This is a genomic window from Rhizobium sp. SL42 (assembly GCF_021729845.1).
GTDB lineage: Bacteria > Pseudomonadota > Alphaproteobacteria > Rhizobiales > Rhizobiaceae > Allorhizobium.
In genome coordinates this window covers 2,751,794-2,766,530 of record NZ_CP063397.1, presented here as the reverse complement: position 1 = coordinate 2,766,530, position 14,737 = coordinate 2,751,794, and the positions used below count along the sequence as shown (strand labels likewise).

13 protein-coding genes are annotated in these 14,737 nt (G+C 60.7%); 8 read left to right on the top strand and 5 right to left on the bottom strand.

The features are described 5' to 3' along the window. Nucleotides 1-68: 68 nt before the first annotated feature. A complete protein-coding gene (locus IM739_RS13080) occupies nt 69-974 on the bottom strand; it encodes a LysR family transcriptional regulator (protein WP_237368159.1) in 906 nt (301 codons plus the stop codon). Between the two features lie 204 nt (nt 975-1,178). Between IM739_RS13080 and IM739_RS13075 the strand changes: the two genes are divergently transcribed. From IM739_RS13075 to IM739_RS13045, 7 genes are all read left to right on the top strand, one after another. Next, nucleotides 1,179-2,153, top strand: coding sequence for an ABC transporter permease (locus tag IM739_RS13075; RefSeq protein ID WP_237368158.1), 975 nt, complete (start codon nt 1,179-1,181; stop codon nt 2,151-2,153). Beyond that, nucleotides 2,150-3,052 carry an ABC transporter permease gene (locus IM739_RS13070; protein WP_237368157.1) on the top strand — a complete coding sequence of 301 codons (903 nt, stop codon included), beginning with the start codon at nt 2,150-2,152 and terminating at the stop codon, nt 3,050-3,052. Before IM739_RS13075 ends, IM739_RS13070 begins: the two co-directional genes overlap by 4 nt. Nucleotides 3,053-3,057: 5 nt before the next feature. After that, on the top strand, nt 3,058-4,032 hold the full coding sequence (locus IM739_RS13065; protein ID WP_237368156.1) for an ABC transporter ATP-binding protein: 975 nt from the start codon (nt 3,058-3,060) through the stop codon (nt 4,030-4,032). After that, a complete protein-coding gene (locus IM739_RS13060; protein ID WP_442981042.1) occupies nt 4,029-5,069 on the top strand; it encodes an ABC transporter ATP-binding protein in 1,041 nt (346 codons plus the stop codon). The genes IM739_RS13065 and IM739_RS13060 overlap by 4 nt, the downstream gene beginning before the upstream one ends. 19 nt (nt 5,070-5,088) lie before the next feature. Beyond that, on the top strand, nt 5,089-6,663 hold the full coding sequence (locus IM739_RS13055) for an ABC transporter substrate-binding protein (protein WP_237368155.1): 1,575 nt from the start codon (nt 5,089-5,091) through the stop codon (nt 6,661-6,663). A 61-nt stretch (nt 6,664-6,724) separates the two neighbouring features. Continuing rightward, entirely contained in the window at nt 6,725-8,653 is a 1,929-nt protein-coding gene (locus IM739_RS13050) for a CocE/NonD family hydrolase (RefSeq protein ID WP_237368154.1), read from the top strand. Then, nucleotides 8,650-9,783 carry a CapA family protein gene (locus IM739_RS13045; protein WP_237368153.1) on the top strand — a complete coding sequence of 378 codons (1,134 nt, stop codon included), beginning with the start codon at nt 8,650-8,652 and terminating at the stop codon, nt 9,781-9,783. Before IM739_RS13050 ends, IM739_RS13045 begins: the two co-directional genes overlap by 4 nt. A gap of 159 nt (nt 9,784-9,942) precedes the next feature. Here the strand turns inward: IM739_RS13045 and IM739_RS13040 are convergent, their stop codons facing one another. From IM739_RS13040 to IM739_RS13030, 3 genes are read right to left on the bottom strand one after another with little or no spacing between them, the layout of a single operon-like run. Then, nucleotides 9,943-10,725: an SDR family oxidoreductase gene (locus tag IM739_RS13040; RefSeq protein WP_237368152.1), complete on the bottom strand. Its 783-nt coding sequence runs from the start codon at nt 10,723-10,725 to the stop codon at nt 9,943-9,945. Then, complete coding sequence (locus tag IM739_RS13035) at nt 10,722-11,888, bottom strand: aminotransferase class V-fold PLP-dependent enzyme (protein WP_237368151.1); 1,167 nt, start codon at nt 11,886-11,888, stop codon at nt 10,722-10,724. Before IM739_RS13035 ends, IM739_RS13040 begins: the two co-directional genes overlap by 4 nt. Nucleotides 11,889-11,902: 14 nt before the next feature. Next, nucleotides 11,903-12,367, bottom strand: coding sequence for a RidA family protein (locus tag IM739_RS13030; RefSeq protein WP_237368150.1), 465 nt, complete (start codon nt 12,365-12,367; stop codon nt 11,903-11,905). Between the two features lie 88 nt (nt 12,368-12,455). Here IM739_RS13030 and IM739_RS13025 point away from each other — a divergent pair, with 88 nt between their 5' ends. Continuing rightward, nucleotides 12,456-13,301 carry a LysR family transcriptional regulator gene (locus tag IM739_RS13025; protein ID WP_237368149.1) on the top strand — a complete coding sequence of 282 codons (846 nt, stop codon included), beginning with the start codon at nt 12,456-12,458 and terminating at the stop codon, nt 13,299-13,301. 173 nt (nt 13,302-13,474) lie between these two features. Here IM739_RS13025 and IM739_RS13020 read toward each other — a convergent pair whose 3' ends face one another. Then, nucleotides 13,475-14,734 carry an NAD(P)/FAD-dependent oxidoreductase gene (locus IM739_RS13020; protein ID WP_237368148.1) on the bottom strand — a complete coding sequence of 420 codons (1,260 nt, stop codon included), beginning with the start codon at nt 14,732-14,734 and terminating at the stop codon, nt 13,475-13,477. Nucleotides 14,735-14,737: the final 3 nt, after the last annotated feature.

Sequence of the window (14,737 nt, the reverse complement as noted above, 5' to 3'; positions counted from 1 at the left end):
CGAATCCTAAGCAAATCCGAAGGAATCACAACTGGCTGATTTCACTCAATTCTTTTTCGGTCAGGTTCTCAGGCAACGTCCGCGCCGGTTTGCTGCGTTTCCTGCCGCATCAGATCGACAAAGGCTTCGCAGCTCCACGACAGTGCCGAATCCGCCTTGGTGATGATGCCGTAATCTGCCTCCTTCGTGGAGCGGAAGGGGCGCATGATCAGTTTTTCGCTCTGAAAATAGGCAGCGATCAGCGTCGGGACGATGGCGATCCCCAGCCCTTGGGCCGCACAGACGCAGGCCGTCTCCACCGAATGCACTTCGAGGCTGCAGCGATAGCTCGGCACCATGCGGCGCAATTCATGCTCCAACTCGTTGCGGTTGATTCGCTGTCGGCCGAGGAGAATCAGGTCGTTGCGAGCGAGATCGTTGACATCGATGGTTTCCTTGGATGCCAACGGATGCCCTGCGGGCATGACGCAGGTCGTGCCGCTGGAGGAGAGCGAAACCGTGTTGAAACCCGGCTCCTCCGGCGGCAGGCGCACGAAACCCAGGTCGGCCACCCGTCCGCGCACCATGCGTTCGATCGCATCATACGGCCCGCTCAGAATCTCGACCGTGACCCGCGGGTGGTCAGCCTTGAAGCGAGCGATAAGCGGCGGCAGCATGGTCGTCGCCAGACTGTGGGGGAAGGCCACGCGGATCAGCGCCTCGCCGAAGATGCCCGTGCGGATATCGCCGATCTTCGTGCGCAGCTTGGCCATGCTTTGCGCGACTTCATCGATCTCTCCGACCAGAAGAAAGGCCTCAGGTTTCGGCTTTAGCCGGCCCTTCTCACGCAGGAACAGTTCACGCCCGATTTCCTCCTCCAGGGCCGCCAACTGACGGCTGATGGCCGACTGCGAAAGTCCGAGCTGCGAGGCAGCCGAGATCGTCGAGCCTGTATCCATGATGGTTTTGAAGATTTCCAGCTGCTTGAAGTTCATGCGCGCGATCCTAGGCGGATTGTCTGCGAAGGCAAGCGCCCATGCTGCTGTCAGCGGGCCGCGAAAAATGCATAGGGTGATGCCGCCACCTCATAAGATTGCGGGCAGCTGAAACACCGCTATCGTTTCACCAACACAAAAGAGAAAAAGGGGTTCCAACCATGATCATCGATTGTCCCATGCCCGACCGCGGGGCGTGACGAGGTGAGCGTCTTCATCATCCGCCGATTGATGCAGAGCGTCGCTGTCCTGCTCGTCACCGCCCTTGTCGTCTTCCTGGGGGTCTATGCGATCGGTGATCCGGTCGAGATGCTGATCTCGCCCGATGCAAGTCCCGCCGAGCGCGCCCAGGTGATCGCCTCTCTTGGTCTCGACAGGCCGCTTTGGCAGCAGTTCCTGACCTTCATCTGGAATGTCGTCCATGGAGATCTCGGCCGCTCCTTCGTCTTCAACCGGCCGACGATCACGCTCATCCTCGAACGGTTGCCGGCAACGCTGGAGCTGACGTTGACGGCGCTCGCCATCGCGCTCTTCATCGGCATACCGCTCGGACTGATCTCCGGCCTGAAGCCGAACAGCGCGACGGACGAGGCCATCATGACCGGCTCGATCCTTGGGTTTTCTCTGCCGAGCTTCTGGCAGGGCATGATGCTGATCATGATCTTTTCCATCTGGCTCGGCTGGTTACCCTCCACAGGGCGCGGCGAGCTGGGCTTGTTTCTCGGCATCCAGTCGAGTTTCTTCACGCTCGATGGCCTTACCCATCTCATTCTTCCCGCAGTCAACCTGTCTCTGTTCAAGCTGTCGCTGGTGATCCGCCTGACCCGAACGGGGGTGCGCGAAACCATGCCGCTCGATTTCGTCAAATTCGCCCGTGCGAAGGGCATATCGGAACGGCGCATCGTTTTCGTCCATGTGCTGAAGAACATCCTGATCCCGCTGATCACCGTCATTGGCATGGAACTCGGCAGCATGCTGGCCTTTGCCGTGGTCACGGAGACGATCTTTGCCTGGCCCGGCATCGGCAAGCTGCTGATCGATTCCATCATGCGCCTCGATCGGCCCGTCGTCGTCGCCTATCTGCTGGTGATCGTCAGCCTGTTCATCCTGATCAACTTCGTGGTCGACATTCTCTACTCGCTGATCGATCCGCGCGTGCGCCTGGGGGAACCGTCATGAGCGCGATCACTGCATTCTTCGGCGAAGAAACGACGACCGGCCGCCTGCTGCGCGGCATTGCCAGAAGTCCAAAGGCGCTGATCGCGACCGTGATCTGTCTCGCGCTTTTCCTGGTCGCCCTGGCTGGCCCTTGGCTGACCCCGCAGAACCCTTACGACCTGGCGGTTCTCGACATTCTCGATGCCAAGCTGCCGCCGGGTTCGGAAAGCATGGGCGGCATGGTCTACTGGCTGGGCACGGACGGCCAGGGTCGCGACATGCTGTCGGCGATGATCTACGGCCTGCGCACCAGCATCGGCGTCGGCGTCTTTTCCGGCATCGTCGCGCTGGTCATCGGCACCGCGCTTGGGCTGATCGCCGCCTACTACGGCGGGCGGATCGATGCCTTCATCATGCGCGTCGTCGATCTGATGCTGGGCCTGCCGACCATCCTTGTCGCTTTGATGCTGCTTGCCCTTCTCGGTCAGGGGCTGTGGAAGGTAATCTTCGCGCTGGTTTTGGTGCAATGGGCAACCTTTGCCCGTTCGGCCCGCAGTGCGGCACTGGTGGAGAAGAACAAGGATTATATCGAGGCCGCCGTGACGCTGGGCATTTCCACGCCCCGCATCCTGTTCGGTCACCTCCTGCCCAATTGCCTGCCGCCGCTGATCGTCATCGGCATGCTGCAGGTGGCGAATGCGATTTCCGCCGAAGCGACGCTCTCCTTCCTCGGCATCGGCCTGCCGATCACCGAACCCTCGCTCGGGCTTTTGATCGCCAACGGATACCAGGTGCTGATGTCCGGCGAATACTGGATCAGCGTCTATCCCGGCCTGCTGCTGCTGCTTCTCGTCTTCTCGATCAACATTACGGGTGACCGCTGCCGCGAGATCCTCAATCCCCGTCTGGGCGAAAGGTAAGCGCCATGACGCAACCCGTTCTCGAAGTCACCAATCTTTCCACGCATTTTCCGACGCGACGGGGCATCATCAAGGCTGTCGATGAGGTCAGTTTCAGCGTCGGACAGCGAGAGATCGTCGGTCTCGTCGGCGAATCCGGTTCGGGAAAGTCGATTACCGGCTTTTCGGTCCTGGGGCTGGTCGATCCCCCAGGCCGCGTGGTCTCCGGCAGCATCCGTTTCCGGGGAGAGGAACTGACGCAATTGCCGCAAAAGGCCATGCGCGCCATTCGCGGCAAGCGCATCGCGATGATCTTCCAGGATCCGATGATGACGCTCAACCCGGTGCTTTCCATCGGAACGCAAATGGTCGAGGCGGTTCTGGCACATGACACTGTCAGCCGGGCGGAAGCGCGCATCCGCTCCCGTGATGCGCTCGGCATGGTCGGCATTCCATCCCCTGAGGAACGGCTGGATGCCTATCCGCATCAGTTTTCCGGCGGCATGCGGCAGCGCGTGGCGATCGCGATCGCGCTCCTGCACCGGCCCGACCTCATCATTGCCGACGAGCCGACAACCGCGCTCGACGTCACGATCCAGTCGCAGATCCTCTACGAAATCAAGCGGCTGGCACAGGAGTTCTCGATGGCGCTGGTCTGGATCAGCCACGATCTCGGCGTCGTGGCCGCGCTCGCGGACCGGGTTCTGGTCATGTATGCGGGGCGGATCGTCGAGGCAGGTCCCGTCGACGATGTTCTGTCGCGACCGGCACATCCCTACACTGCCGGGTTGATGCAGGCGATCCCGTCGGCCGTGCCTCGCGGCGAGCCGTTGCGGCCGATCCCCGGCATGGCACCGTCGCCGCTGGCCCGACCCACTGGCTGTTCCTTCCGCGACCGCTGCGCCCTCGCCACCGAAATATGCACCAGTCATCCGGCCCTCGCTGTCGAGGCGGGCCGCGAATGGCGCTGCTTTCATCCTAGCCACGGGAGGGTCGCATGATGGAAACGCCCCTGATCGAAGCAATTAACGTCAGCCGGCGCTTCTCCCGCAAGCTCGACTATGCCGAAAAGATCGCCCGTGCCTTCGGCGCCAATCTCTCCGAGAAGACGGTTCATGCCGTCGATGAGGTGAGCCTTGCCGTCAACAGCGGCGAGGTGGTCGGGCTGGTCGGTGAATCCGGCTGCGGAAAGTCGACGCTCGGTCGCGTCATGGCGGGAATCATGCCTGCCAGCGCGGGTGAGGTCCGCTGGAAGGGCAGGGAGCTTGCAACCCTGAAGGGGGCCGAGAAGCGGCAGGCGCGGCTTGCGGCCCAGATGATTTTCCAGGACCCGATGTCGACGCTCAATCCGCGCAAGCGGGTGATCGACATCATTGGCGAGGCACCCATGGTGCATGGCCTCGTGGCCCGTTCCGCGCTTCGCGGATACGTGGCGGAGCTCGCAGAGCGCGTGGGCCTTGATCCTTCCTATCTCGATCGCTATCCGCACCAGTTTTCCGGTGGCCAGCGGCAGCGCATCGGCATCGCGCGTGCGTTGGCTGTAAAGCCGGAACTGATCGTCTGCGACGAGTCGGTGGCGGCGCTCGACGTGTCAATCCAGGCGCAGATCCTCAATCTGTTCATGGATCTCAGGAAAGAGTTTGGTCTGACCTATCTGTTCATCAGCCATGATCTCGGCGTGGTGAAGCATATCTGTGACCGGGTCGTGGTGATGTATCTGGGGCGCATCGTTGAGACGGGCACACCTGACGAACTCTTCGCCAATCCGAAGCACCCCTATACGCAGGCGCTGATCCGCGAACTTCCGAGCATCAATGATCGGCGGCGCGATTTCACGCCGGTAAAGGGCGAAATCCCGTCGCCGCTGCATCCGCCGACGGGCTGCCATTTCCATCCGCGCTGTCCGCATGCCTTTGCCCGCTGTCATCAGGAAAGACCCTTTCTGCAGCAGACAGGGCCGGGGCAGGCCAACGCGTGCCACCTGAATGACGAACCGAGCCCGGCGGCAAGAACCGGGACCTTCCACATCGTCAGTTAACCGAGAGAGGAACAAGAATATGTATCGCAAGACCTTTTACGCCGCGATGATTGCAAGCACCATGCTCGCATCATCGATCGCTTCTGCCGCGAGCCTGACCATTGGCAGTTCGACAGAACCCTCGTCCATCGACCCGCAATTCTCGCGCACCGGCAACAACCAGAATGTTGCCATGCAGATCTTCGACCGTCTGCTGGAAACGGATACCACGATCGGCATTCATCCGGCACTTGCCGTTTCGTGGGAGAATACCGACCCGCTCACTTGGCAGGTGAAGCTGCGCGAGGGGGTCAAGTTCCATGACGGTTCGCCGCTGACCGCGGAGGACGTGATCTTCTCGCTCACACGCGCCAAGGACATCCCGAACAGCCCGGCGCCGTTTTCAGGCAATGTCGCGGCGATCGACAGCATGAAGGCGATCGACGACCTGACCGTGGAATTCAAGACGAAGAAGCCGGCGCCGGATTTCATCGAACAGGTCGGTTTTGTCTATATCGTCAGCAAGAAGGTGGCCGAGACCGCGACGATCGAGGATTTCAACAGCGGCAAGGCGGCGATCGGAACGGGGGCTTATAAGTTCAAGTCCTGGACGCCGGGCGACAACCTGACGCTGACGCGCAACGACGACTTCTGGGGCAAGAGCCAGGATTTCGATACCGTCACCATCAAGTTCATTTCCAATGATGCATCGCGGGTGGCCGCGCTGCGCTCCGGCGCCGTCGATCTGATCGATTCCGTTCCGCCCGGTGATGTGAAAACCCTGTCGTCGATCTCCGACTTGAAGGTCTTCTCCATCCCGTCGGCGCGCCTGATTTACCTCGCGCTGGACAGTGCGCGTGACGAGAGCCCCTTCGTCACCGACAAGGATGGCAAGCCGCTGGCGAAGAACCCGCTGAAAGACAAGAATGTTCGCATTGCCCTGTCCGAGCTGATCAACCGCCAGCTGATCGTGGATCGCATTCTGGATGGTTCGGGCGAACCGGCGGGCCAGCTGGTCCCGGCCGGCGTCGCCGGCAACGATCCGACCATTGCCGCACCGGCCTTTGCACCCGATGACGCGAAAAAACGTCTTGCCGATGCGGGCTATGCGGATGGGTTCGGCATTACCCTGCACACGTCGAACGACCGTTTCCCGGGTGACTCGGAAACCGCCCAGGCACTTGGCCAGATGTTTGCCCGTGGCGGTTTGACGGTGAACGGCGTGGTGGCGCAACCTTACAATGTCTATACCAAAGGTGCCTCGGCGCAGGAATTCAGCGCCTTCATCTTTTCGCTCGGCAATTCCACCCCGACCTCGGCGACGGGGCTTCGTAACCTGTTGATGACCTATAACAAGGAGGCCGGCACGGGTTCGTTCAATCGGGTGCGCTACAGCGATCCGGCCTTCGACGAGATGATGCAGGCAGCCATGGGCGAATTCGACAGCGACAAGCGGATCGAGCTGCTGCAGAAAGCCACCGCTCATGCCTTCCAGGACATGCCGGTCATTCCGCTGTTCTGGCAGAAGGTGCATTGGGCGGGCAAGGCCACGTTGTCCTACGATGCCAACATGACGGAAGACACCAGCGCAACGCTTGCAAAGCTCGCCAAGTGACCTCCGGCGGGCGCAGCAATGAGCGGCGCCCGCTCATCTCTCCAAGCTCAAGGAATGTATGATGACGATGCTGGCGTCTTCCGGCCCGCAGGCGATTGCCGACGATGTGATTGTAGAACGCGACGTGATGGTGGTGATGGGTGACGGTGTGCGCCTGGCGACCGACATCTACCGTCCGGCTTCCGGCGGTCAGGTGATTTCAACGCCGTTGCCCGCCATCCTCGAGCGTACGCCTTATGGCAAAGGCGAGCGATCACGCTCGGAAATCGAAGTGGGCATGGCAAGCCCGATGCGCCGGGATGAGGTCGCGGCCTATTTCGTGCGCGCCGGCTATGTCGTGATCTACCAGGATTGCCGCGGCCGCTATGGTTCGGAAGGCGAATTCTCGAAATATGTGTCGGAGGCCGCCGACGGCTACGACACGGCGCAATGGCTGGTGGCGCAGGATTGGTCGAATGGCCGCTTCGCCACCATGGGGCTGTCCTACGCGGCCCACACGCAGGCGGCGCTTGCCTGCCTCAATCCACCCGGACTTGCCTGCATGGTGATGGATTCCGGCGGCTTCTCCAATGCGTACCGATGCGGTATCCGCCAGGGCGGCGCATTCGAACTGAAGCAGGCCAGCTGGGCGTATAACAATGCCCGCGAGGCCGCCGAAGGCCTGGCGAGATCCGCGATCGAGGCAGAGGATATCCGCGCCTGGTTCAAGGCCATGCCGTGGAGCGAAGGCGTATCTCCCATTCGCGAAGCGCCGGAATATGAAGCCTATCTGCTGGACCAATGGCGCAGCGGTGCCTTCGATGACAGTTGGCGGCGCGTGGGGCTCTACATGGAAGGCTTCTACTCCACCTTCCCGGAGGTCCCCGTTGTGCTGATGTCCAGCTGGTATGATGCCTATGTGAAATCGACACTCGACAATTATACGGGTCTTTCCGGCAATGCGCGCCGGCCGCTGTCTCTGATCATGGGGCCCTGGCTGCACGGCAACCGCAACAGCACGTTTGCCGGCGACATTTCCTTCGGAGCTGAGGCGCCGATCGGTGGCCATGTGGCGGAAAGCTGGCTCGACTACCGCCGCCGTTGGTTCGATCGCTGGCTGAAGACCGGCATGCCCGAGGCTTGCGAGGAACCGCAAGTGCGCTACTTCCTGATGGGCGGCGGCTCCGGTTCGAAAACTGAAGAGGAGCGTCTCGACCATGGCGGCTCCTGGTGCACGGCCCCCGACTGGCCGCTTCCGGGCGCCAAAAGCCAGTCCCTGTATCTGCATGCGGGCGGCCGGCTCAAGCCAGTCGAACCGGCGGAAGAAGCGGCTGCCTTTTCCTATGATTTCGACCCGAACGATCCGGTGCCGACCATCGGCGGATCGTTGACCAGCGGCCAGCCAATCTTTGAAGGTGGTGGCTTCGACCAGCGCGAGGCGGAGCGCTTCTTCGGCAGCCGTAACCTGGGACTGCCTCTTTCCGCGCGGCCGGATGTCCTGTCCTTCGAGACCGAACTGCTGGAGGACGATCTCGCCGTGATCGGCCCGATCACCATCGAATTGCATGCAGCGTCGAACGCGCCCGATACCGATTTCACCGCCAAGCTGATCGATGTCTATCCCCCGAGCGCGGACTATCCGCTCGGCTTTGCCCTGAACATCACCGATGGCATCTTCCGATGCCGCTACAGGCATTCCTTCGAAAATCCGGCTCCCATCGAGACGGGGGAGGTGTTCCAGATCACGATCGAACCTTTTGCGACGGCCAATCTCTTCCGGAAAGGGCATCGGATCCGCCTCGATATTTCCTCGTCAAACTTCCCGAAATACGATGTCAATCCGAACACCTTTGCACCGGAGGGCACTGGTCGCCTGACGCAGGTCGCCCGCAACACCGTTTTCAGCAGCCGGACGCATCCGTCACGCCTGGTGCTGCCAGTTGTCCCCAAGGATCGCATCACGCCGCTCGGTCCTCCTTCGGCGCCGATCAAGGAGGCGTCACCGGCATGAGCATCACCATTGCCATCACGGGACAGGCATTGATCCATCAGCCGCTTAATCTCGACTGTGCAGATGCGGCTGAAATGCTGGATTTCCTCAAGGCCGATGCGACGATCGGCAACTTCGAAGGCGTGATTGATGCACCCGGCGCGTGGCCCACCAAGACCAAGACGGTGCATGCCGTCAAGGAACCGGTACTTGCCTCGCTCGCAGCACTCGGCTTTAGCGCCATGGCGCATGCAAACAATCATGCCTTCGATCTCGGTCCGCCCGGTATTGCCGCGACCCATGCCGCCATGCAGCGCCACAACATCCTTCTTGCCGGCAGCGGCCAAAATCTTGCCGAGGCGGCCCGCCCCGTCGAATGGTCAACCCATAGCAAGAACCTCGCCCTCTTTTCGGTCGATCTCGGACCACAGGCCGACATCGTCTATGCGGGTCTGCACCGGGCAGGCATCGCGCCCTTGCGCGTTCGGCGCAGCACCGTGCTGCCGGATGCCGATTATGCCAGGCTGCTGGCGATCCACGAGGAGACGGGCGATGCTGCGCGTCTCGCAGCCAGGCGAAGGGCACAGTATAGCCCGGAAGCGACCGAAGGTTTCGATGCCTTCGGCGGAAGTTTTGTTCGAGGTGACCGCGTGGAAGGGCGCTGGACGGTTGATCCGGAGGACCTCAGCCGTCTCGTCACTGCGCTCGGGGATGCAAAACGTCGGGGCAATATCGTGCTTCTGGCGCTGCATAACCATCACTGGGATTCCGACTGGGCGACATCACCCGGCTGGCTTGATGGATTGTCCAGGCACTTGGTGGATGCGGGTGCCGATGTCATCATCGGGACGGGCGCGCCGGTGATGCAGCCGCTCAGCCTCCACCGTAACCGGGCGATCATGCCGGGCCTGGGCAACCTCATCTTCCATACCGCCCGTGCCGAACTCTATGACGCCATGGGCATCGATGTCTGGCGCAGCGTGGCGGTGCGCCTGACGCTCGATGATGACGGGGCTGTCGAAAATATCGCCATCCTTCCGCTTGCGGCTTGCCGGCTGAATTCGGACGGTCGGCCTCCCGCCTTGCTCAAAGGGGCGGACGCCGAGGACATCGTCGCGCGCTTCATGCCGGGTAATCCGGCACCACGGTAAGGCGTGATTGCGCCCAATTCGCTTGCGCTTTTTCCCGGATGGCGGCTCTGCAATTCGCGCCGCAACATGTCTGCCGAAGGTTTGGGCGTCGTGGCAGTTAGCCCTGCGCTAGTCCGCCGAGTTCGGTATTACCCGTCGAACAGCCGATAGCACGCGCTGTCACATCGAACGGCTAAGGCCGCCATCGACTGGCAATGCAACCCCCGTCACATAGCTCGCTTGTTGGCTGGCGAGAAAAGAAACCACAGCTGCGAATTCTTCCGGTCGACCATATCGACCGACAGCAATTTCCCGCTGGCTGTCCGCTGCGACGACGGTCTGATCCACGCCGCGCTCTGCGGCATCCATCGCGTCGAGCCGCGTGGTGCGTTCTGTCGCGAACCGGCCGGGAAGCACGACATTGACGGTGACACCGTCACCGGCAACTTCGGAAGCCAGCGTTTTCGCCCATCCGGCCAAGGCTGACCGCAATGCATTTGATGCGGCAAGGCCGGGAATAGGCTCGCGAATGCTTGTCGATGATACGGCGATGATACGGCCAAATCCACGCCGTCGCATTCCCGGCAGATAGTGTGTCGCGATGTCCACTTGGCTTAGAAACATCGCTGAGAACTGCTTCTGCCAGAATTGCTCGTGGTACTCGGATGCGGCGATCGGAGGAGGGCCACCGCCGTTGAGCAGCAGGATGTCGATCCCGGCTGACCGCCGATCGATTTCCGCCATCATCTGCGCGACGCTTTCCCGGTCGAACAAGTCACAGGCAATGGAGGTAACTGCGCCGGGAGATCCTTGCAGCCGGGTCTCGGCTGATCGCAACGTCGTTTCGTCCCGGCCGATCAGGATAACATCGACACCCTTGCGGGCCAGGGCCTCCGCGACGCCAAAGCCCAATCCCTTGCTTGCGCCGAGAAGAAGTGCGGTTTGTTTCCGGCTTGAATTCATTTGGGCGTCCATTCCTGTGTTTTGCCTGAGGATGCGATTGCTGCGATCGCATCGATGAATTTTCCGATGTCCTGTTGCGTGGTGCTCAAATGCACGGATGCGCGCAGGAGTTCAGGTATCTCCCGCAGATCCAGATCGCAGGGCGTATAAGCTCGTCCGTTCATGCCGATGGCGATACCCCGGCGGGCGAGCGATTCTTTGACCGCATCGCAAGGAACACCCCCAAGGACGAAGGTGACGCAGGCGGATTTCTCTTGTCCCAGATCCAGAATGCGGACACCCGGAACAGCATTCAGGGCCGCTCTCAGCTGCGAAGCGGTTTCATCAAGTGTTGTGCGTGTATTGGAAACCCCATGCTGAAGCGCCAGTTCTATCGCTTTCCCCAGGCCCAGTTTGAGTGCAGCTGATGCTTCGCCCGCATCGAATGCTTTTGGTTTGCGGATTGGTGTGGAGTGCTGACTATTCCAGGCAATTGAAAAGTTGTCGATCTTGCGGGGGACCGCCGCGGCCGCGAGGCGCGGCGAAATGAATGCCAACGCTGTCCCGCGAGGTCCCCGCAGATATTTTCGTCCGCATGCCACCAGTGCATCGCAGCCGAGTTCCTTCACATCGATCGGTATCTGTCCAAGCGCCTGGCTGGCGTCGATGATGTAGAAGGCATTGGCGCCACTATCGCGGATGGCCTTGCCGATCGCTGCGGCCGGATTGATCAACGCACCACTTGCGCCGATCCAGGTCAGCGCCACGATCCGAACGTCCGGGGTAAGCGCCTGTTTCAGTGCATCGACATCGACCGCGGTGCTCTCGTCTGACACCATGACGGATACCGATGCACCACTCAATTTTGCAACGTTCTGCAGACAGGCGAGATTGCCCATCCACTCCTGGCGGCTAGCCAATATTTTGTCTCCGGCCTCAAGGGGGATCGTGGAAACAATGTCGCCAAAAAGTTGGCCGTGACCCGTGCCGAAGACAATGTCCTCCGGGCCGGCATTCAACAGGCGAGCGGCCCGATCATAAACGGCGGCCAGTTGGCTGGCGGCCATCGCTGCGGCTTCCATCGGTCCGAATTGGGCCTCCAGATGCAACTGGTCGATGATCGCCTGTAGCGTCTCCGGTGCGGGGATACCCGCACCAGCGTGATTGAAATGAACAACGGGCATCTTTTTAGCGTCCGTCAGCGAACGTGAAACACGGCTTCGACCTCAACGGGAACATTGGCGGGTAACCCGGCCATGCCGACTGCTGAACGTGCATGTTCGCCGCGTTCGCCGAACACGGCGTTCATCACTTCCGAAGCTCCGTTGCCGATTTGCGAGAATGCAGCGAAGCCGGGAGCGGCATTGATAAAAATGGTGAGCTTGGCCAGTTGAATGACACGATCAAGGTCGCCGTCCAAAGCCTGGTCCACCCAATAGATGACATTTGCCGCACACAGCTTGGCACTCTTCAAGGCCGTTTCAACATCGATCTCTGCGCCCACTTTACCGGTGAAGACAATATCACTGAGGGCTTCCGGTATCTGTCCAGAAACATAGAGGATGTCCCCGATGCGTTTGGTCGGCGCGAACGGCAGATTGGGTCGGGAAAGCTCAGGCCACGCTATGCCACAGGCTTCGAGCGTCGTTCGGTAACTGGTCATGATGTCTCCTGCGATTGTCAGGACACATTGCCAAACCATGATCCAAACATGTAGCCTTATAATAATTGTCTCGATATCAGGAAATTTTATGGCAGTGAATTTCGACATTCGACTACTTAGGATGTTCATCGCGGTGGCCGAGACCGGGGTCGTCAGTAAAGCTGCCGAACGCCTCGCACGCACTCAAGCCGCCGTGAGCATGCAGTTGCAACGCATCGAGCAGGATTTGAATACGCAGCTGCTTGAACGGTCGTCGAAAGGCGTCGCGTTGACCGATGCCGGTAAATCATTTCTAGCCTATGCGCGAAAGACAGTCGCCCTGACGGAGGACATGCAACGCGGCCTGACCGATCAGCGGCTGGCAGGAAGGGTTCGTGTCGGCATGTTTGAGGATCTCGCAGTCACAAGACTTCCCACTGCGCTTGCGGAGTTTCGTCGAAAGCACCCGTATGTCGAGATCGAATTGACTTCGTCCTATTCGAAGGAATTGGCACGGATGCTCACGGAAGGCCGGGCTGACCTCGTTATAGCGGATCCGGCCCGGTTCACCGTGCCACCACAGAGCTGCATTTCCAGACGGCTGGTCTGGTCCGCAAGCCGCCTGATTGATGTGGAAGAAAAGGTGTCTCTTCCCCTTATTCTCTTCGATACGGAGTGCTCCTGGCAGGACAGAATGCTGTCTGCGCTCGCTGAAGCTGGTACGGCTTGGCACACTGGATGCAAAGTCAAGACGCTGCCAGCCATGCTTTCGGCGCTACGGGCTGGATTGGGCTTTGGTCTCCTGTTTCCCGAGGCTGTGCCCTTGGATTGTGCGGTCATCGACGGGCAATATGGCTTGCCAAACGCGCCATCTGCGGAATTTGGCGTGTTTTACGGTGCCAAAGCGTCGATCCTTGTTCAGGAGTTGGCGTTGTTTCTGAATCACGACTACTAACGAGAACGGCGCTCAAACGCGTGTGGCGCCGACTGTTGGCTCATCAAGTGTGAAAACCGCACAGCAATCTCAAATCAATCGACCCGCTATCTGATTGAAAATGTCGGCGCGAGAGGCCTGCGGTAAAAGGCAAAACCGCTACCGTTCGATGAGCGCATTGACATTACCATTCTTCACTTTCGAAAACGCGCCGCAGAAAGACTGGAGATTTCCAGCGTGGTTTCCCGTTCGGCGATTAGATCCGAAGCGAGTTTTCCGGTGACCGGGCCGGTTGCAAGTCCGATATGGCCATGACCGAAGGCATGGATGATGTCGTTGCTGACGCTGCTCGGTCCGATCACGGGCAGGCCGTCGGCGATCGATGGCCGGTGGCCCATCCAGCGATCGATCCCGTTCGTTCCGGAAAGATGTGAAATTGCCGGATAGGCGGATGCTGCATGTCGCAGCAGGATGTCCGCACGCCGCCAATCGGGCGCGGCGGCGACGCTGGCCAGTTCGACCTGTCCGGCGATGCGCAGACCGGCGAGCGTTGGATTGTTGCCCATCTTGCCGTCCCCGGGCATGACAGGCATGGCGCCGGCCAGGATTTGGCGCGGAATGACCACATGATACCCGCGTTCGCTTTGCAGCGGCACCGTATCACCTGCCTGTGCCGCGAGGGTTTTGGAATGGATGCCGGCGGCGATGACGGCGCGGTCGCAGGGGACCGAGCCGGACTCAGTGACAACGCCTTGCAGCCGACCCTTCTCTACCCGGAAACCGGTGGCCTTCATCTGAATGCGCTCGGCCCCGAGCGTCACGGCATGATCGACGATGGCAGCGACATAACCACCCGGATCGACGCAATGGCCACCCTTTTCCACATAGGCGGCGAATGTGTAGCGAGGGGCGAGATCCGGCTCCAATTCATGCAGTTCTGCGCCAGACAGCTCGCGGTACGCGACGCCGTTGTCGCGTCGCAGTTGCCAGGCAAATGCCTCAGCCTCGAAGGCGTGTCGGTCGGGATAGGCATAGATCAGTCCCTTGCGGGTGACGAGATCGCCGCGACCGATTTTTTCCGCCAGCGCCTGATGCCGCGTCGGTGCGTCATGCAGGAGGCCGGAGAGGATGCGGGCCGTGCGCGTGACCTTCGTGGCTGTCGAACCGGCGGCGACGAAGCGTGCAAGCCATGGTGCAAGCGATGCCAGATAAGGCCAGCGGATGGCGAGGGGGCCGCCGGGGTCGGCGAGATAGCCGGGAACCTTTTTCCAAAGTCCCGGCATCGACATCGGGATGATCGATGCCGGGCTGATCCAGCCGCTGTTGCCGTAGCTCGCTGCATGCCGACCACCGGGCTGTTCGGGCTCCATGATCGAGACACGGTGCCCCTGTTCGACAAGTTCAAGCGCGGTGGATGCCCCGACAATGCCGGCTCCGATGACGACTACATGCATGAC

Coding starts and splice junctions, on each gene's coding strand:
- IM739_RS13060 (WP_442981042.1), top strand. CDS start 4,029: ATGATGGAAACGCCCCTGATCGAAGCAATTAACGTCAGCCGGCGCTTC.
- IM739_RS13045 (WP_237368153.1), top strand. CDS start 8,650: ATGAGCATCACCATTGCCATCACGGGACAGGCATTGATCCATCAGCCG.
- IM739_RS13035 (WP_237368151.1), bottom strand. CDS start 11,888: ATGCCCGTTGTTCATTTCAATCACGCTGGTGCGGGTATCCCCGCACCG.
- IM739_RS13025 (WP_237368149.1), top strand. CDS start 12,456: ATGGCAGTGAATTTCGACATTCGACTACTTAGGATGTTCATCGCGGTG.
- IM739_RS13065 (WP_237368156.1), top strand. CDS start 3,058: ATGACGCAACCCGTTCTCGAAGTCACCAATCTTTCCACGCATTTTCCG.
- IM739_RS13030 (WP_237368150.1), bottom strand. CDS start 12,367: ATGACCAGTTACCGAACGACGCTCGAAGCCTGTGGCATAGCGTGGCCT.
- IM739_RS13020 (WP_237368148.1), bottom strand. CDS start 14,734: ATGCATGTAGTCGTCATCGGAGCCGGCATTGTCGGGGCATCCACCGCG.
- IM739_RS13040 (WP_237368152.1), bottom strand. CDS start 10,725: ATGAATTCAAGCCGGAAACAAACCGCACTTCTTCTCGGCGCAAGCAAG.
- IM739_RS13050 (WP_237368154.1), top strand. CDS start 6,725: ATGACGATGCTGGCGTCTTCCGGCCCGCAGGCGATTGCCGACGATGTG.
- IM739_RS13080 (WP_237368159.1), bottom strand. CDS start 974: ATGAACTTCAAGCAGCTGGAAATCTTCAAAACCATCATGGATACAGGC.
- IM739_RS13055 (WP_237368155.1), top strand. CDS start 5,089: ATGTATCGCAAGACCTTTTACGCCGCGATGATTGCAAGCACCATGCTC.
- IM739_RS13070 (WP_237368157.1), top strand. CDS start 2,150: ATGAGCGCGATCACTGCATTCTTCGGCGAAGAAACGACGACCGGCCGC.